The sequence below is a fragment of the Lysinibacillus sp. fkY74-1 genome, assembly GCF_053165895.1.
Genome location: NZ_CP170173.1, coordinates 1,700,218 through 1,719,327, shown reverse-complemented (window position 1 = coordinate 1,719,327; position 19,110 = coordinate 1,700,218). Strand labels below are relative to the sequence as shown.

Annotated in this window: 19 protein-coding genes; 6 read left to right on the top strand and 13 right to left on the bottom strand. The window is 37.7% G+C overall.

Going from position 1 to position 19,110, the window contains the following annotated elements; translation table 11 throughout:
* Nucleotides 1–6 precede the first annotated feature (6 nt).
* The 9 genes from ACE1MS_RS08085 to ACE1MS_RS08045 form a co-directional block, all read right to left on the bottom strand.
* Nucleotides 7–1,911, bottom strand: coding sequence for an endonuclease MutS2 (locus tag ACE1MS_RS08085; RefSeq protein WP_447402821.1), 1,905 nt, complete (start codon nucleotides 1,909–1,911; stop codon nucleotides 7–9).
* A gap of 454 nt (nucleotides 1,912–2,365) precedes the next feature.
* A complete protein-coding gene (gene rarD / locus ACE1MS_RS08080) occupies nucleotides 2,366–3,277 on the bottom strand; it encodes an EamA family transporter RarD (protein WP_447402820.1) in 912 nt (303 codons plus the stop codon).
* A 128-nt stretch (nucleotides 3,278–3,405) separates the two neighbouring features.
* On the bottom strand, nucleotides 3,406–3,951 hold the full coding sequence (locus ACE1MS_RS08075; protein ID WP_012293903.1) for a hypothetical protein: 546 nt from the start codon (nucleotides 3,949–3,951) through the stop codon (nucleotides 3,406–3,408).
* Between the two features lie 188 nt (nucleotides 3,952–4,139).
* A complete protein-coding gene (locus ACE1MS_RS08070) occupies nucleotides 4,140–5,309 on the bottom strand; it encodes a toxic anion resistance protein (protein WP_036161284.1) in 1,170 nt (389 codons plus the stop codon).
* A gap of 218 nt (nucleotides 5,310–5,527) precedes the next feature.
* Nucleotides 5,528–6,772, bottom strand: coding sequence for an ABC transporter permease (locus tag ACE1MS_RS08065; protein WP_447402819.1), 1,245 nt, complete (start codon nucleotides 6,770–6,772; stop codon nucleotides 5,528–5,530).
* A complete protein-coding gene (locus ACE1MS_RS08060; protein ID WP_036161280.1) occupies nucleotides 6,756–7,661 on the bottom strand; it encodes an ABC transporter ATP-binding protein in 906 nt (301 codons plus the stop codon). Before ACE1MS_RS08060 ends, ACE1MS_RS08065 begins: the two co-directional genes overlap by 17 nt.
* A gap of 13 nt (nucleotides 7,662–7,674) precedes the next feature.
* On the bottom strand, nucleotides 7,675–8,205 hold the full coding sequence (locus ACE1MS_RS08055; protein WP_099805968.1) for a DUF2812 domain-containing protein: 531 nt from the start codon (nucleotides 8,203–8,205) through the stop codon (nucleotides 7,675–7,677).
* 65 nt (nucleotides 8,206–8,270) lie between these two features.
* Nucleotides 8,271–8,393: a hypothetical protein gene (locus ACE1MS_RS08050; RefSeq protein ID WP_268988039.1), complete on the bottom strand. Its 123-nt coding sequence runs from the start codon at nucleotides 8,391–8,393 to the stop codon at nucleotides 8,271–8,273.
* Nucleotide 8,394: 1 nt separating this feature from the next.
* Nucleotides 8,395–8,709: a PadR family transcriptional regulator gene (locus ACE1MS_RS08045; RefSeq protein WP_031419577.1), complete on the bottom strand. Its 315-nt coding sequence runs from the start codon at nucleotides 8,707–8,709 to the stop codon at nucleotides 8,395–8,397.
* A 166-nt stretch (nucleotides 8,710–8,875) separates the two neighbouring features.
* On the opposite strand from ACE1MS_RS08045, the gene ACE1MS_RS08040 reads away from it, so the two are divergent.
* The gene (locus ACE1MS_RS08040) at nucleotides 8,876–9,475 is read left to right on the top strand and encodes a TetR/AcrR family transcriptional regulator (protein ID WP_012293895.1); all 600 of its coding nucleotides are present in this window, start codon (nucleotides 8,876–8,878) and stop codon (nucleotides 9,473–9,475) included.
* 58 nt (nucleotides 9,476–9,533) lie between these two features.
* On the top strand, nucleotides 9,534–10,715 hold the full coding sequence (locus ACE1MS_RS08035; protein WP_099805969.1) for a YhgE/Pip domain-containing protein: 1,182 nt from the start codon (nucleotides 9,534–9,536) through the stop codon (nucleotides 10,713–10,715).
* 133 nt (nucleotides 10,716–10,848) lie between these two features.
* On the opposite strand, the gene ACE1MS_RS08030 is transcribed toward ACE1MS_RS08035, so the two are convergent.
* Nucleotides 10,849–11,430, bottom strand: a complete 582-nt coding sequence (locus tag ACE1MS_RS08030; RefSeq protein ID WP_012293893.1) for a TetR/AcrR family transcriptional regulator — start codon at nucleotides 11,428–11,430, stop codon at nucleotides 10,849–10,851.
* A 156-nt stretch (nucleotides 11,431–11,586) separates the two neighbouring features.
* On the opposite strand from ACE1MS_RS08030, the gene ACE1MS_RS08025 reads away from it, so the two are divergent.
* Complete coding sequence (locus ACE1MS_RS08025; protein ID WP_031419571.1) at nucleotides 11,587–12,345, top strand: SDR family oxidoreductase; 759 nt, start codon at nucleotides 11,587–11,589, stop codon at nucleotides 12,343–12,345.
* A gap of 52 nt (nucleotides 12,346–12,397) precedes the next feature.
* Here ACE1MS_RS08025 and brnQ read toward each other — a convergent pair whose 3' ends face one another.
* On the bottom strand, nucleotides 12,398–13,738 hold the full coding sequence (gene brnQ / locus ACE1MS_RS08020; protein ID WP_447402818.1) for a branched-chain amino acid transport system II carrier protein: 1,341 nt from the start codon (nucleotides 13,736–13,738) through the stop codon (nucleotides 12,398–12,400).
* 165 nt (nucleotides 13,739–13,903) lie between these two features.
* A complete protein-coding gene (locus tag ACE1MS_RS08015) occupies nucleotides 13,904–14,656 on the bottom strand; it encodes an alpha/beta hydrolase (protein ID WP_031419567.1) in 753 nt (250 codons plus the stop codon).
* A gap of 284 nt (nucleotides 14,657–14,940) precedes the next feature.
* On the opposite strand from ACE1MS_RS08015, the gene ACE1MS_RS08010 reads away from it, so the two are divergent.
* Nucleotides 14,941–15,846, top strand: coding sequence for a LysR family transcriptional regulator (locus ACE1MS_RS08010; RefSeq protein WP_099805972.1), 906 nt, complete (start codon nucleotides 14,941–14,943; stop codon nucleotides 15,844–15,846).
* A 36-nt stretch (nucleotides 15,847–15,882) separates the two neighbouring features.
* On the opposite strand, the gene ACE1MS_RS08005 is transcribed toward ACE1MS_RS08010, so the two are convergent.
* On the bottom strand, nucleotides 15,883–16,680 hold the full coding sequence (locus tag ACE1MS_RS08005; RefSeq protein ID WP_197224951.1) for a DUF1835 domain-containing protein: 798 nt from the start codon (nucleotides 16,678–16,680) through the stop codon (nucleotides 15,883–15,885).
* Nucleotides 16,681–17,238: 558 nt separating this feature from the next.
* Here ACE1MS_RS08005 and ACE1MS_RS08000 point away from each other — a divergent pair.
* Both ACE1MS_RS08000 and proB read left to right on the top strand, forming a co-directional pair.
* Entirely contained in the window at nucleotides 17,239–17,622 is a 384-nt protein-coding gene (locus ACE1MS_RS08000) for a hypothetical protein (RefSeq protein WP_012293886.1), read from the top strand.
* A gap of 387 nt (nucleotides 17,623–18,009) precedes the next feature.
* Entirely contained in the window at nucleotides 18,010–19,104 is a 1,095-nt protein-coding gene (proB, locus tag ACE1MS_RS07995; RefSeq protein WP_031419564.1) for a glutamate 5-kinase, read from the top strand.
* Nucleotides 19,105–19,110: the final 6 nt, after the last annotated feature.

Here is a 19,110-nt window from a genome sequence, read left to right as displayed (position 1 = left end):
TTGTTCTTACTGCTGATGATCTTCTTTTATTTGCTTATGAATTTTGCGCAATGCTTTTTTGGAACCACGCTCTATATCATGCTGAAGCTTACGTTCTTGATAGTCGACAAATAAAGTCTCAAGATCATATCCTTCAGGGTATAGTTCGGTTGCCGGTAGCTCTAATGCAAGTCGTTTCACATGAACTTCTAGCATCTCACCCTTATAGTACACAGTGACATTATAGAACTGATTCATTTCTTGATAAACAAGCCCGACATCATCATGATCCAATAATTTCACTCGGTCCCCCTTGGCAAATTCAATGATGGCTGCCCTGCCAGCTTTCTCTACTTTCGGCTTTCGAATTTTACTATCCTGCACACGAGTCAGCTGATAATCCTTATGATTCATATAATCTTGCGCTCGTTGTAAAACCTCTGCACGGACATTCATTTTTTTAGAAATCCAAAGTGCATTACTCTCTCCAGACGTGCCAATCATTAACTGATACAAAGGCTCTAATGTTTCACTATTAAATCGCATAGCTGCATTCATAAAGTCTGGGTGCATCTCTGAAAATCGTTTAATTTCTCCGTAATGTGTTGTCGCTACTGTGATACAGCCCATTTGATAGAACTCTTCTAAAATCGCAATAGCCAGTGCTGCACCCTCATTCGGCTCAGTACCACTGCCGATCTCATCCAATATTAATAGTGTATGATTATTGGATGCTCTCATAATGTCGGAGAGATTTTTCATATGGGATGAAAACGTACTTAACGCATTTTCCATACTTTGATTGTCACCTATATCAACAAAGATATGATCGAATATAGCCAATTCAGTGCCCTCATCTGCCACAATATGAAAGCCTGACATTGTCGCCAATGTTAATAAGCCAATTGTTTTCAACACGACCGTCTTGCCACCAGCATTTGGTCCAGTAATAATTAAGCTCCTGTAATCTTTCCCTATCGTAAATTGAAGTGGTACAGCGTTTCCTGGTAATAAAGGATGTCTGCCATTGATTACTTGAATGTAGCCATAATCATTTAAGCGTGGCTCCATGCCACCAATTTGTTTACTAAATTTTGCTTTAGCAAAGACCATATCATATTGGCTAATCAACTCCATATTTATACGGAGGGCGTGAAGATGATCCATTAAAAGCCCTGATAAAGATGCTAATATCTGATACTCCTCCACCGCTTCTTCAGCCTTTAAAGTAGCTAATTCTCCATTTAATTTAGCCACAATACTTGGCTCCATAAAAACGGTTGCCCCTTTTGAGGAGATTTCCACTATCGTCCCCTGTACATGATTTTTATAGGAAGCCTTAATTGGAATCGTATAGCGATCATCCTTTTGACTAATAAAGAACTCCTGTATATACGTTTTGTTGGCACTGTTGTTGAGGAATTTTGTTAAGCGTTCTTTTATTTTTTCCTCTGTCGTTTCGATATGATGACGAATCCGCTTTAATTCTCGACTAGCAGCTGAATCGACACGATTAGCTTTTATAGCAAAGTTTATTTCTTCCTCCACATTTTTAAATTCGGCCATTGAATTCGCGTAAGATGAAAGAACTGGCGCAAAAAATTCTTTATCTAACATGAATTTTTTAATGTTACGACAGCCTCTTAAAAAGTCCGACATGCTGATGAGCTCACTGGGGTCCAAGATCATCCCTTTTGCCAGTTTGGTCATGATATGCTCAATATTGGATACACCTAAAAATGGTACATGACCCTCCGCATCTACGATTACACGGGCCTCAGTTGTTTCATTCAAGCGAGTTTTTACAATTGCTAAGTTTGAGCTGGGCATTAATTTATCTAATAACTGTTTCCCCAACCCACTTACACAATAGGATTTAACGATATCTTTTAATTCTTGGTATTGTAACTTCTCAAGAGTAGTAAAATTCATTTATTTATGCTCCTCATTCTGATTTTTATCATTCATGAAGATACCTACCCAATATTAGATAGCAATGAAGTGTTAAACAAAATAAAAAAAGCTGTGAGGAATCCCCACAGCTCTATCTTCAAAAGGCGAGTGTTCATAGCACTACAAATAAAACCTCATTTTCTGAAGTTTCATCCATATATGCACCGCTTGATAAAGTATTGTAGGTATCTACATAGGTTTTGAAATAAATCCATGACCAAATAAGGGGTCTGTTCATGACATATATCCCCTGTCGCCATATCATTTATTTCATTTAATTTTTACCTAGTTAGAACCTACCGCACTCACAAAAAGCACCTCTCATTTTATATCATTGTTATCTAATTATTGACATCATCTTACTATATGCTGACTAAATTGTAAAGGTGCGGCTCAATATTGTGCAAATAAGAAAAAAGACTTGTAGAAAATTCTACAAGTCTACTGATTTATGATGGGCTTTTCTCGTTTCTATAATCTTGGAACCTGAGAATAGTAATAATGCTGCCCAAATGATGCTAAATGCTAAAAGCTCTGTCTGACTAAATGGCTCTTTGTACAGTACAATACCCAAAATCAAAACAATGGTTGGTGAAACGTATTGGATAAAGCCCAATAAATATAATGGAATATTTTGTGCACCTTTTGCAAATAGGATGAGTGGTACAGCTGTTACTAAACCACTGAAAATCATCAAAATATCTGTTTTTACGTCAACATGTAAAAACGAAGCTTGATGGGTTGAAAATAGATAAACATAATAGCCTAAGGCAAATGGTAGGATCAATAATGTTTCAATAGCTAATCCTCTTGTAGCATCCAGTGTAATTTTCTTCTTCAATACGCCGTATATAGCAAAAGATAGCGCAATTAACAGTGCTACCCATGGCACAGAGCCATAACTAATCGTTAAAATAATAACGGCCAGAAAGGCAATTCCTGTCGCTACCCATTGTGCGCGACTTAGCGATTCTTTAAAGAAAATCACTCCAAAAATAACAGACAAGAGCGGATTTATATAATAGCCTAAGCTTGTTTCAATTAAATGGTTATGGGTAACTGCCCAAATATACAAGTACCAGTTCATTGAAATGACGAAGGAAGCACCCGCAAGCTGCCAGAAATGCTTTTGATGTGACCATAAATATTTTAAGTCCGCTATAAGGTCTTTACGCATTCGAAATACGATGACAGCCAGTACAGTAAAGACAAACGACCAAATCACTCGGGATAATAAAATCTCCATACTTGGTACATGTTCAAGTAGTTTCCAATAGAGAGGAAAGGCACCCCAAAAGGCATAGGCAAAAAATGCCGCCAAAACCCCTTTTTTCTCATTTGACATTGCCACTAACGCTCCTACTCTTAGTGAAATCAATAGCGACCTCACATAATGTTAAACTAGTTAAAGAATAGACTCATTATAGGGCTTTGAGTGGCAACTGTAAATGCCAAATTTCTTAACTACTTCTATCACCGTCCATCCTTCTGCTCTGATTCTAGCTCGGAGATATATTTGCGCACTGTACTATAGCTAATATCTGGATTGATTTGGCGTTTGATGCGTATATGAATTTCCTTTATGCCAACCCCCTGCTCTCGCATATTTTTTATCATTGACTTAAGTGGTCCTGTTAGTGACTCCCTCGACAAAGACGTATATTTACTTAATTCAATTAGTAGCTCCGTATTTTGTTGTCGTAGCACCTGCATTTCCTCTACCACGCAATTATATTCCGTTACTTTTTTTTGAAGGACTATGTTTTGCTGCTTTGATTTTTGCAAGTCCTCTGTAAGTGCTGCATTTTGTTTTTTTAATATTTTGCATTCTTGTTCTATTCCATTTTGCTTTTTATCTAAATCGGTATGTCTAGCACTGTACACTTTTTCTTTTTGCAATAACTCTAAATAACGGCTTTGTGGAATAAGCATTAAAGTTTCAGCTGCGCTAAGAGCAAGCGTTCCATCTTCAAAAGGCTCATACGACAATGTAGAGGAACTTATTTTATTGGTCATCATTTCACTCCTCCACGAATTATTTCATGTAATCGTAAAGCTTTGTATAACATCTGTTCGCTTCCTTTTTTATTTGATAATCATTCTCATTTAATTTTATCATAATCAGTATTTTACTTTTTGTCAAAGAACATATAACACATACAAATAAAAAAGCTTCTTGCAACGTTTTCTACAAGAAGCTTCCATTATTACATTTTTTTCAATTTTTCATATTCTAATTGCAAACGTTCAATACGTTTACGACCCTCTTCACGACTTCTGGCTGTTTCAGCTTGAATTTGCTTTGTTTCTTGAATACCAGTCATAATCGTTTGCCATGTTGTTTCAATTGTTTCAATTTTTATGCTTGGGCTGCCTGCAGCACGTGCAATATTCACGCTGTTTTTACTAATGTTTTCAGCATTACGCACGAGCATTTCATTCGTACGACGATCTAGCTCACTCATAGAATCGGAAATAAGCTTTTGACGCTTTAAAGTAACTGCATGAATTAAACCTTGTTTGAAAATAGGGATTGTCGTCACAAAGGCTGAGTTAATTTTCGCAATTAAATGGTTATTACCTTGTTGCATTAAACGTATTTGAGGTGCGGATTGGAATGATACTTGCTGCGCCATTTCTAAATCATAGCGACGTTGCTCTAATAATTCCACTGCACGTAGCATTGTTTCATATTCCATTGCTGCTAATTGATCGCCAGTTTGAGCCTTTTGCTCAAGGGCTGGTAATGTTGAACGAACATCTTCTATCTTTACTTCAATTGCAGCAACAAATTTACTTAAAGATTGGAAGTAATTTAAATTTTGATCATATAGATTTTCAAGATCAATTGTATTACGCTTCATTTCACCTTCATATTTTTGAATTTCACGGTAAATCACATCTACTTCCTTATTCATGCTGTCATATTTAGATAGGAATCTTTCCAATTGCTCTTTTCCTTTATTAAAGAGCTTGGAGATGAAGCCACCCTTTTTCTCCTCTGAAAAATCTTGAGGATCAAATTTATCCATAATTTTATTCAAATTATTTAATAGGACACTCGATTCTTCTAGTTTGCTGGACTTCATAGTAGCCAGCATTTTATCTGAAAAAGTAGAAATGCCACTTGCTGTTTCCTTACCAAGCTCTAGCATGGCGATTTGATCTTTAACATCAATGCGTTGAGCAAGTGCATGAACCTCTGGATCTTTCTTTAGCATAAGCTGGTTTTGCGCAATTTGTGATAGCTCTTGCTCAGAAACAAGTACCGGCTTTTGTTCAGGCTCTTGTTGCATAAGTGGATTAGGCTGTAATAAAGGATTTTCAGAAGCGAATGGGTCCTTGGATTTTAAAAGATCATTGTTGAATTCAGACATACGTTTTACCCCCTGCAATTTATCTCTACAATTTACTTACGATTACCTTGGAAAAAGGTTTCATTACGATGAAAGACAAAACCAATTTCTGCTCTTTTTTAAATTATAGCTTCTTTCTAAACAAAATTCGACTGATTACGCAAATTCCTTTACATTGTTTTCTATCATTGGTATGGAACGACCAAAAGCAGCTACATCATCGTGTAGCTGCTTAACACTTAAGTTGTTACCTTTAATACTGTTTTTATTTTTTGAATGACACCGCCTGAGCTATATGTCAGTACACTGCGTTTATAGAACGATAAACTAAATAGGTACACGACTATAATCGTTGCGATTAAAATACCTAGAGATAGCAATGGCACTATACCCCCGATATCTGTAGCACCTATCCTCATTGGCATAATCATTCCTGATGTTAACGGGATATAAGAGAATATTTTAATGATGATTGTATCTGGATTACCCATCCCTGTTAGCATGACATAGAAGCCGATAATCGTAATAATCATGGCCGGCATTAATACTTGACCTGCTTCTTCAACTTTCGATACTAATGAGCCGAATAATGCGCCAATGATAAGATATAGGATAACCGTTAGCAATAAGAATACAATGGCATAGATAACGTAACCAACTGACAGCTCTTTGACAATGTTAGCCGCCATATCCCAAACAATTCCGCCTTTTACGAGTTTAGCATAGATGAAGAATACTGCTGCAAGAATACCCATCTGTGTTAAAGCGAGTAATAATACACCTGCAATTTTTGCTTTAAAATGAGTAGTTGGCTTGACACTTACTAAAAGCATTTCCATTGCTCGTGAGCCTTTTTCAGAGGCAATTTCAGTCGTAATCATAGATAGGAATGTAGAAATAAAGAAATAAATTAAAATCCCAACTGCATAGGAAACAACTAAGCCTGATTGCTTTTCTTCTTCACTTTTCCCACCCGTTGATTCCTCATTTAAGTTTTTAGTGGAAATCGTCGTTTGAGCGGCCATAATTTGTGCTGCCTGTTCAGGTGATAGTGATAATTGCTGAACCGCATAGTGCTGACCAGCATATTGCAATAAGGATGACAATGTCGATTGATCGTTTAATTTCAATGGTGTAAACGTAGCAATTTCTGCTTGTAGCTGACCGCCTTGATCCTTAATTGTCACAATGGCATCTAGCTTGCCGTCCTTTACCTTTTTTTCAAGTGCCGGTATATCCTTTTCATCTTGGATAAAAGCCATGTCCCCATTGGAAACAAAGATACCACTTAAATCAGCGGACGTATCATTGATAATGGCAATTTGCTGTGCTTCATCATCACCTGTAAAAAGCTCTTTAATTTCAGACCAGAAAACAGCTACAGACATTACAAGTACATATAAACATGTCATTAAAATAAAGGATTTTGATTTTATTTTTGATTTATATAATTGTTTCATTAATAAATTAAACTTCGACAACATTGCCACCTACCTTATCTTTAAAGATTTCATCTAATGATAAATAATCCAAGCTGAATTTTTCGATATACTTCCCATTGGAAAGCTGCTCAAAAATACTTTGGGCATAGCTTTCATCCACTAATGTAAGAACGGTTTGTTCCTTCTCTACACGTACTTCCTTGACGCCTTCTAACGCCAATAGCTGTGTGGTTGACCAATCTGTTCTTACGGCCAGTTTTGTTTTGCCATATTGCTTCTTTAAATCTAGTAGACTACCAGAGAATAACGAAACACCTCTTTTTAATAGGCATAAGTGATCACAAAGTTCCTCAACATTATCCATTTGGTGACTAGAGAACAAAATGGTTGTACCCTGTTCCTTTAAAAGGAGAATGGCATCCTTTAATAAGTCTTTATTAACCGGGTCCAATCCACTAAACGGTTCATCTAAAATTAAAAATTCAGGTTTATGGATAAAGCTGGCAATAAGCTGTACTTTTTGCTGGTTTCCCTTTGATAGCGTTTCAGCCTTATCTTTACGTTTTTCCTCCAGCTCAAAACGTTGAATCCAAAAATCAATTTCCTTTTTCAGCTCCGCCTTTTTCATCCCACGTAACTCACCAAAAAAGTATAACTGCTCCTCGACTTTCATCGTTGGGAAAATACCTCTTTCCTCTGGTAAGTATCCTAGGACATCTCGGTTAATCGCATTAACTGGCTGACCATTCCATGTAATTGTACCTGCTGTTGTCTCCTGTAAATCTAAGATCATACGGAAAGTGGTTGTTTTCCCCGCACCATTTTGGCCAATTAGACCAAAGATTTCACCTTTTTCAATCGTAAAATCCAATCCATCTACAGCCGTAAAATCCTTATACTTCTTCGTGACATGCTGTAACTGTAAAGTCATGTTGTCATCCTCCTTACCCTTCGAATATATGTAAATTTTCCTTCAATCTTTTTTTACGGTTTGCATTTTTTAAAATAGAGATACACACCATTATGGATACGATAAAATTTAAACACCCTACACTGGTGTTGACTACTTTTAAAGATGGCCCCCACGTTCCTAACGAAAGATTATAAAGACCCGCCACTATATTGACTAGCAACAGTACGATAAAAATACGATTCATCGATTTTATATAGCTAATTTTAGAGGTAGTATCTGAGAATAATTCAAATGGCCCCTCTGCCTTTGGTTTTCGGTAATATGCCCAACCACCGAATTTGTACACACATTCTATATTCATCATCTCTAGAAACTCAAAATAATCCTTCGATTTCCTATTCACAAATTCATTTCGATAAATATATTGTTGTGGTGTTCCTTTTTCAAAAACAAAAAAACCTACAATTGCTTTTTTAAGATTCCACCCCCGATCTGCCATTTCATTGACCCACCGTTCTTCCTTTTCATAATCTACAAAAAAACGGTAAATTCTTTTTTCCATCCTCTCACCCCTTATAGGAAGTTCTTTCACTATTTTCTGATTTCCCAGAAAATAATGGACGTCCACTAATCTGAAAATATATTTAGCTCTTTCTTCAATCGATTGCGTACACGTATAAGCCTATATAATGGGAATGAGAATAATAGGACAAATGCATATGGATTAATCACTAATCGATATGTATGCATATTATTCAGCTCCTCTCGTTATACGGATACCATTGTCAAAAAGTTCCCTTAATCTTAAAATTTCGTATTCAACTACCTTTTCTCCAGTTTCTGTAATTACATATTCTTTCTTTCGACCGTCATCGTCGAGCGCCTCAATCCAGCCTCGTTCTAGCAAAGTTTTAATGGCCCCATAAATGGTACCAGCGCCTAAGCGTACTCGCCCACTGCTCATTTCCTCTACTAATTGCATAATGCCATAACCATGTCTAGGCTCATATAAAGCTAATAAAATATAATATACGCCTTCAGTTAACGGCGGATGCTCCTGTGTCATACAATCCCCCTTTATATCGTCCACCAATATATCGTCAGCCGATACAAATAAAATATATCAGTCGTCGATATAGTTGTCAATATTCTTGTTGACGATTATTTCATTGAAATGGATTATTATGTTGCAGAGAAGCATGCACTGTGTTAGCATGTAAGTGATTACTTGCATGAAAGGAAGTTTATGTTTGACAACAAAGGGAACCGCAGAACGAATCATCGAAGCTGCTCTACAATTGATTAGCGAAAAGGGCTATACTGCCGCAACAACGAAAACGATTGCTGAATTAGCAGGCGTCAATGAAGTTACACTTTTCCGCCATTTTGGCAATAAGCGTGGCCTCTTGAAAGCCATAGTTGAACAATTTTCGTATTATCCTCTTTTACAACAGGAGATCCATCAAAATGTTACGTGGGAATTAGAAAAGGATTTATTAAACTTTTCTTTAAAGCATTTTGAATTCTTAATGTCGATTAAAGATTTGGTGATGATTGGCTTTAAGGAGTCCATTCAGTTTCCTGAAATCAGTGAGGAAATTGCAAATATCCCTCTTTTGATCAAAAAGGAACTCTGCCAGTACTTTCAAGAAATGCAACAGCGAGGGAAGATAAGAGAGGTTGATTTTGAAGCTGCCGCATTATCGCTTATTGCGCTTAACTTTGGCCATTTTATGTCACGTGCACGTCTTGGTACTATGGTGTCTGACATACCAACCGAAGAACTATTACAGACAAGTGTTGCTATTTTTTCTAGGGGACTCGTTTCCTAGAAAAAATTTTTCCTTCCGATGCAAGTAAGTACTTACTTTATAAAGGGGTAGTTTAACAATGAAAGGTTTACAAACTTTATTGAGCGTTCGTGAAACATATATTGGCATTGTTGCTGCGATTGCCTTCCAATTAATTTTCTTTACAATTTGGATGACAGCCTATGACGGTGTCAATGAGCGAGCTGATGAATTATCGATAGGCTTCGTTGTGGAAGATACGGGGATGGGACAACAAATTGTAAAGGATATGGAGGACAACATTCCATTTACGGTAAAAAAATATTCCTCGTTGAAGCAAGCAGAGCATGCCCTAAATGAACGCCAAATTAATATGATTATGCAAATTCCCGCAAATTTTACGAATCAACTTCAGACTGGAGAAAAAGCAGAAATCATCTATTCGATTAATCAGGCCAATGCTAGTATGGCCAAAAACATGATGGATAGTGTCGCTAAGCAATTAACAGAAGAAATGAACCGAATGCTCTACCCATTACAACAAAATCAGGCAATCGAGGTTTTTTCCCAACAATTTGCACAGCTTCCTTTTGAGCAAAATACCTCCCAGCAAATAAACGCATCTGTCCATACAACCATGATGTCAATTAAAGATCACGCCGTCGATGCTACTATTCTTAAAACGAATGATGTGAAGGGGTTTGCTGCAAACTTTATCCCACTTATGGTCATTATATCCTCCTTTGTAGGGGCAATGGTGATGATTATGCAACATCAGCAAGCCGCACAAAAGGTACAAAGTATTCTCTCAAAATGGCAATTGTTCTTTGCACGACAGCTGCTCAATGTTGGAGTAGCTCTTACTTTACCATTCCTTACAATCGGTTTAATGCATCTATTTACTATTTCGAGCAATGAAAGCTTTCTATCCATCTATCTCTTCCAATCTGTGATGTTCCTAGCTTTCCTTTGCCTAGCCCAGGTTTTCGTCATTCTTTTTGGAAATATCGGCATGGTCTTCAATATTTGTGCCCTATCCCTCCAACTAGTAACCTCTGGAGTACTCGTTCCGAAAACCATGCTATCTGAAGGTTACAAGCAAATAGCTGCTATGCTACCCGCTTCTTACGGTGCCGATGGCTATTACACCATTATTTTCGGAGGAAGTGCCGATAATTTGCTACAAAATAGTAGCTCCTTAGGTATCATCATACTTGTCACTCTGACAATCGCTACAGTGACCGTAGCAATAAAACCCGCACTTGCTAAGAGTTCTAGTTAGTTGTATTTTATAGCCCCTAGGCTCTGTTCCTTCGGTGATGGACAGAGTGGGGGGCTATCCCTTTTGAGCATTTTATCCACCTCTTTTCATGCTCGATCCATCACTTTCTGCGTTTTATTCACCTCTTTCTGCTCTACCCACCATTTCGAACATTTTTCAGTATGGCAGCTAGCTGCTGATTTAAGACGGTCACGCTGTCGCTAAAGTCGCCACGGTACCATTGGATAATGAGTCCGATAATCGCATTTGCTTGGTAGGCGCTATAATAATCAATTGAAATCGATGCTGTCATTTGATGTTCGTGATGCAGGGTGATATCTCTCTTTAGCAATGAGTAAATTCCATCAAACAGCATGTAATAATACGTTAATGGAACGTTTTTGGAAAACACAATTCGATAAAACATTTTAAAGCGTTCAATATGGTGAAAAATACGAATTGTGTCTGGATCTAGTTGGTGTGTATCCAATGTTGTCACGGCACGGTAAGGTTCTTCGTAGGACTGGTATAAATCCTCCATAATCTCTTGAAAGTATTCTTCAAAGAGTCCTTCTTTTTGCTCGTAATGCAAATAGAATGTCCCCCTATTCACCTTGGCCTCTCTACATATTTCCGCAATAGAAATCTGCTCCAATGGCTTTTGACTAAGCAGTGTCAATAAAGCTGAGTGTAAGGCTTGCTTTGTTTTAATAACTCGTAAATCTGTTGTAGACATTTTTTTCAGCTCCTAAGTAAACAGTTTTTCCAAAAGTGTTGATTACTCAACACATCCAGATATTTTGCATATTGAAATCGCTTTCATATTTATTATATGATTTTAATGAACAGATGTTCAATATCTATAAAAAAATAGTATGAGGAGGTCTTTGAGATGAGATTAGAAGGTAAAGTAGCCATTGTCACAGGTGCAGCTTCAGGTATGGGGAAAGCTATAGCAGAGGGTTATGCAAAAGAGGGTGCTAAGGTTGTCGTTTCAGATTTAAATATAGAAGGTGCCCAAGCTGTGGTGGAAGGCATTCAAGCGGCTGGGGGTACAGCTTTTGCCATTCAAACAAATGTCGCATCAACAGAAGACTTACAACGTTTATTTGATGAAACAAAAAGGTACTTTGGTCAATTAGATATTTTAGTCAATAACGCCGGTATCATGGATGGTATGGAGCCAGTCGGGGAAATTTCTGATGAACGTTGGGATAAAGTATTTGCGGTTAATACAACAGCCGTGATGCGCTCCATGCGTATGGCAACAGACATTTTCCTCGCCCAAGGACATGGTGTCTTTGTCAATAATATTTCCGCTGGTGGCTTATATGGTGCACGAGCAGGAGCTGCTTACACTGCGTCTAAACATGCCGTTGTTGGATTAACTAAAAATACAGCCTTTATGTATGCGGATAAAAATATTCGCTGTAATGGTATTGCACCAGGGGCAGTTATGACGAATATCGCCTCTTCCATGACAAATATGAGTCAAACAGGTGCAGCACGCCAATCACTTGGTTTATCGATTAATCCTCGTGCTGGTCAACCTGAGGAAATTGCCCAATTAGCTATTTTCCTTGGCTCTGATGAAGCAAGCTTTGTGAACGGGCAAGTTATTGCGGTAGATGGTGGCTGGACAGCTTACTAATATAGTAAAACAGCACGCACAGCTATCATTTTCTGTGCGTGCTTCTTTATTATTATAGTACTTTTTTAGAAGGAATTAGAGCTCCAAGTATTGCTCCAATGATTGCTGGCAATATCCACCCTAACCCAATATCATAAAATGGTAAGATTGATGAATAAGCCTTCTCTACAGCATCCAATACACGTAATTGTGTTTCAGGTATACTTGCCACTAAAGCTTTATAGCCGTCAATTACGCTAATGAAAAATGTGAAAATCATTGCGATGGCATACACCGCTTGCTTATTGTGAAAGTACGATGAGCTAAGAGCCAGTAAAATTAAAACAATCGCAAGTGGATATAGGAACATCAGCACTGGGATGGCGAATTGTATAATATTGTTTAATCCGAAGTTGGCAATGACAAAGGATACGAGACACAATAAAAAGACAAACCATTTATAGCTTACTTTCGGAAACACTTCATGGAAGAATTCACTACATGAAGTGATTAAGCCGATACTTGTCTTTAAACAAGCGAGCACAATGATAACGGCTAATAAAATAGCACCGAACGAACCGAAATAATGATCTGCCACTGCGGAAAAAATTAATCCCCCATTATCAAAGGTACCTACCGCAGAAATACTGGAAGCGCCCATATACGTAATCAGGCCATAAATAAGCATCATTAGGGCCATTGCAAATATACCTGACGTCCATGTCGCCTTCGCTATTTCCTTTCGATCGGAAATGCCTGCACTTTTAATTGCATTAATGACCACAATCCCGAAAGCAAGGGAAGCTAAAGCATCCATCGTATTATAGCCCTCTTTAAAGCCTGTCATAAAGGCAGCATCTATATAATCGCCCATTGGTTGTTGGAAATCCCCCATTGGCTTTACGATACTCGTAATAATTAAAATGAATAATACAATTAAAAAGGCTGGTGTTAAATATTTACCAATGTAATCCATAATTTTCGCTGGATTTAACGAAAAATAATAAACGATGGCGAAAAAAATGAAGCTAAACACGGCCAGCAATAATGTAACATGCTGTGCTTGAATATAAGGCTCAAAGCCCACTACAAATGGTACGGTCGCAGTACGTGGAATGGCAAAAAACGGGCCAATTGTTAAGTAAAGGGCTAGTGAAAAGACAATACCGAAGATGGGGTGAACACGGCTCGCTAGATCGCGCAAACCGTTACTACCTGATAAGCCAATCGCTAAAATTCCTAAAAATGGTAGACCGATAGCCGTGACTAAAAATCCGATTAACCCAAGCCAAAAATTGGTCCCTGCTAGTTGACCTAATTGGATTGGAAAGATAAGGTTCCCTGCTCCAAAATACAGACCGAATAACATAGTGCCGATGACTGCATAGGTTGAGAAAGGTATTTTTTGTTGCATAATTGATGTGCTCCTTAGAAGTTTTTAACTATAGCAAATTATTTTAATCGAATGATTTTTCATTACAATTCAATTATGTTATCAAGCATTTATTATAATTACAATAGTTTTTTTGAATATAGTAAACTTAGTACAAAAAAAGAGCTGTCCTCTGACAGCCCCTCCTTAATTTGCAACTGACCACTCAATATGATCTAAAAATTTATAAACATCTTCATATACTTTATCACGTTCTTTATCCAACGTAATTATATGACCTGAATTTTCATACCAAATGATTTCTTTGTCATCAGTTTCTACAGTATTTAAAATGAAAGGTGCACTTTCCTGATAAAGCTCATCATCCAATGACCCTTGTAGTACTAATGTTGGAGCTTTAATCGTTGATAAATCATCTCGTGTTTCAGTCGTTAAACGTGTTACACCATCTAATGAATCTTTTGGAGAAATACGTAATTCATGTAATTCTGAAATAATTTGATCTTTTGATTTATTTTCGAAATGTTTATATAAACGAGCATAGTGGTACAAACGTGTAAATAAGCCTTTTGAGTTATCTCGTGTAATCGGTGCACACATCGCTACACATGCTTTTACTGGAAATGTCTCTGCAACCTTCAGTGAGAAAACACCACCAAGTGAAATGCCAACAACTGCGATCTCTTCATAGCCTTTACTTTGAAGGAAGTTATATCCTTCTACAACATCGTTCCACCAGTCTTCTGGTTTCGTTTCTAATAGTGCTTCTGGTTCTACTCCGTGCCCACTATAAATCGGTGCATGAACGGTATAACCTCGTTGAGATAAAAATTCTCCTAGCTTTTTCACATCTTTTGTGCTACCTGTGAATCCATGCAATAATAGTACGGCTTTTTTGCCTCCCTCAATTGTTAGAGGTTGTGGCTTTGTTAACTTCATTTTAGGATATCCCCTTCACGGAAATTATTAATTGTGTATTTTATGTGTCTATCTTAACACCCTTTATTCATAATGTACAATTTATAGTTTTTATCAAATCAATGTCTACCATGCATGAATGATGTCAACTTAACACCTGTACTATCACACTTTCTGCTACTTAACTTTTCCATTCTTCTAATTAAAAGCAACGTCTGTTTAAAAAGTTTTTGCCACCTATACTTCCTCTTTGTTTCCCGTTATAATGCAGTTAACTTAAAAATTACGAGAATAGAGGTGAAAAAATGGAGTGGCAACAATTAGAATATTTTGTAACCGTTGCAAAGTTAGAACATATGACACGTGCTGCCGAGGCATTGGCAATTTCACAGCCAGCGTTAAGCCGTTCAATTTCAAAGCTGGAGGAAGAACTAGGTGTCCCGCTTTTTGATAGGCAGGGGCGTTCCATAATGCTCAATCGCTATGGTGAACTTTTCTTATATCGTGTACAACGAATGCGTAAAGAATACGAGAAAGCAGTATTAGAATTACAAGAGCTTAATAATCCGGAGCTTGGGGATGTGTCACTCGGTTTTTTACACACTCTTGGGACTAGTATTGTACCAGACTTAATTCGTGCTTTTCGTCAGAAGCACCCCCATATCCGTTTTCATTTCACACAAAATTACTCACATTCTCAGTTAAAGCAATTGCTTGCTGGCGAATTAGACCTATGCTTACTAGCAGCGATTGATACAGAGCCTCCCGTTAGCTGGAAGGAGCTATGGCGAGATGAGTTATTTATTATGGTTCCGATTGACCATCCTCTTGCCCATCGCAAAAGCATAAAAATGAAAGAATTGGAACATGAGAACTTTGTGCTTATGAAAAAAGGGTATGCCCTCCGCCGCTCAGCTGATCGCTTGTTACATGCTGCGGGCATTAAGCCAAAAATCTCTTATGAAGGTGATGAGGTTTCTACCATTGCAGGTTTTGTGGGTGCAGGACTCGGGGTATCATTGCTTCCTGATGATGAGGATTTGAATCCGAAAAAAATCGTCAAAATCCATGTAGAGGATATGGTTTGTGAACGTATTATTGGCATGGCCTGGATTGACAATCGTTATTTGTCCCCATCTGCACGCCAATTCCAACAATTTGTCTTTGATTTTTATGAAAAGAAAATGTCTCCTCCCTCTCAGGAAAGCTAAAGCGGTAGGTTGCCCAATGCAGCCTACCGCTTTTTATTATACGTCTATATACTTCACCCTACAGGAATGAAAATCCGTTAAATCTCCTTCTATCTGCAAGAAGCCTTGCTCAATCATAGTCATTATTCGTTTCATCATGAATTCATCACTAATATAATCATCCAAGGCAACACTAATAGTACTGATTATAGGCATAAGTAAAAGCCATTCTTCATTATATTGTACATGCAAATCCTTCACACTGGCAATGATGAGCGTATCCAGTGCATCTTCCTCGACATGTACAATACCCTCTTTCCACAATCGGAGTGGACTTGAATGCTCTTTAAGGTCTTCCCATTCCTTGGCAAGCTGTTGACATTCCTGAACTGAAAATCGTTTTGCGTAAGGACGAAGCTTCATAAGCATTTCTGAGGAAAGCTCTCCTGTATGACGAATATCGAGATGAGGTTGAATTTGCTTCAGTCCATCTGTTACGTCAATCCCATAAACCATGCTACATTTATGAATAAACTCACTCATAACATAGCGTAGACCAATCTGTTCATGTGTATTTTGACTATACCAAACCCAAACATCCACATCACATGGCAGTTCGGCCATTTTTTTCTTCCAGCTTTCATACATATCTACGTATAATTGCTGTTCTTCATTATCCTTCAAAATATGAGTGTTTAACCATACTATGCGCTCTTCTAAGCTGTGAAGAGGTCCAAAAGAGAAATCATCATGAACACTTAAAACTGATTCATTACGTTGCAAAAGATGTTGGCGTATAGCAAGCTTCATGGAACCCTGGGTTGCTAAGCTAAAAGTTATATGTAAAATAGCCATGTGAATTCCTCCTACTGTTATGCTAATGGCAATCTGTATCCCGATAAATGTAAAGAGGATACCTTGAACCATATTAATTGCTTAGCCATCACAGGCGTTCCAATCATGACGGATCTAACTTTCCCTGCAATCATACTAAACAATAAAAATATTAATAATGCTTGTACCTAAAAATACTATACCCAAAATCAGCGTTTAAAACCCAATATGTTCAAATGATGAATTGAAGACTGTGGTAACAATGCAAAGAAAAAACTATCCCTTTTCTATATCATATAAAATAAGATTACGAGGTAAATGGGTCTCCTTTATCGAAATGACTCATTGCATCATGGAAATCTCCAATAATGCCCTTCCTTCACTGCTTTCAGCAAACTATTTTCATTATACTACATGCCGTACTTGCCTTTAGCTGTAAGTTTATGACTTTATTAAATTTTTTTCGTGAACATACGTTTCACCATTAATGCTCGCTTAAACAACACTTTTCTTCTTTATTCCATTATAATAGAAGAAACTCATGATACAATAGATGAATTCAATAAGAGGTGATTATTAGTGGCAGTTAGTGATATTGTTTCACTGTATGAAGACGAGCACGGTGAGGTGTACTATAAAATGAAGTCCCATGACATTGAGGTGAAAGCTACACAGAATACAGGCTTAGCTCCTGTAATCACTTATTGGATGAATGACATAGATATTACGGACTCTATTAGAGATTTACGCTTTAGTCCACGTCCACCATCTAGCTATATTCAAGATTACGAGGAATTTCAAGCAATGCTTTATGCGAAAGAACAACGTGCCATTAACAAGCTTTATGAACAAATGAGCATAAAGCCAAAAAACATGTCCTCGGGAAAACAAGTACTATGGAGTTTCTTTGTAATGTTGCTAGCAATGCTCCCTCTTTTCATCGCCATTTGGTGGTTTAAATAAAAAATTCATGCCCTTTCTATCTTTTTTTCTCAATTTATCAAAACTTTCAAGTAATTTCCCTCATCATCTTGACAGGCTTTTGGAAGTAGTGCATTCTTTACTCAATAGTTGAAAAACATTATGATGAGAAAACGAACGAAGATCAGTAATTAGTATCTGCTTGAACAGAGAACGATGTCCATCGGCTGCAAGACATTGTGCAAGAAAAGACTAATGAACCTACTTCGTCTATCGTCCTAGCTAAACTAGGCGCAGTCTCTAGCGTTATGAGGAAAGTGGAATGTCGCACGATATTCAATGTAGGTGGTACCGCGGAAAGCAACCCTTTTCGTCCTAATTTTTTAGGATGAAAAGGGTTTTTTATTTTTGACAATTGGAGGTAGTGTGGTGGAAAAAAAGAGAATTGTCGTCAAGATTGGGAGTAGCTCTTTAACAAATGCAAAAGGCGAAATCGATAAAGTTCGTTTAATGGATCATGTTCAGGCAATCGCGGAGTTGAAAAAACAAGGACATGATGTATTACTTGTGTCATCAGGTGCAGTAGCAGCAGGCTTTAAACAGCTTGGCTACCCGGCTCGTCCTGTTACGGTAAAGGGCAAACAGGCGGCAGCAGCAGTAGGGCAAAGCTTACTTATTCAATCGTATAGTGCATTATTTAGTATTTATGATATATTGCCTGCTCAGATTTTACTGACGCGCACTGATTTTTCTAAAAAAGAATGCTATAAAAATGCCTATGCTACTTTCGAGGAATTGCTTGAGCGCTCGATGCTACCTATCATTAATGAAAATGATACCGTTTCTATAAGTGAGCTAACCTTTGGCGACAATGATATGCTGTCTGCCCTTGTTAGTGGACTTGTTCATGCAGATCAACTCATCATATTAACAGATATTAATGGCTTATATAACGCCAACCCTAGCAAAAACCCTCAGGCAGAGCGAATTGATTATTTAACGTCCATCACGGACGACTTGTTAGACTTTGCAGACAGCACAGGTTCCAAGGTTGGAACAGGCGGCATGGCATCGAAGCTACTGGCTGCCCGTACAGCTTTACAGGCTGGAGTTAAAGTTTTTATCGGAACAGGTTATGGCGCTCAAAAGCTTGTTGATATTTTAGCAGGGCGTGGTGATGGAACTTATGTCGGACATGATGACCTAGCCGTGTTAAAGAATCATAAACAGTGGATTGCACTCGCGGAAATATCTGGTAAAATTTTTATAGATAGAGGTGCTGAACAAGCACTAATGGTCAATGGCAAAAGCTTGTTACCTGCTGGTGTTTTTCAGGTTGAAGGTGATTTTAACAATGGTGATGTAGTTGAAGTGTATTGTGAACAAGGTTTACTAGGACGTGGTGAGGTGCTGTATTCATCACAAGAACTTTTGTCCGCTATGGGCAAACGGACAAATACATTATCGAAATGCCCGATTGAGGTCATTCACAGGGATAAATGGCTGAAAATTCAAACTAAATAAGGAGGT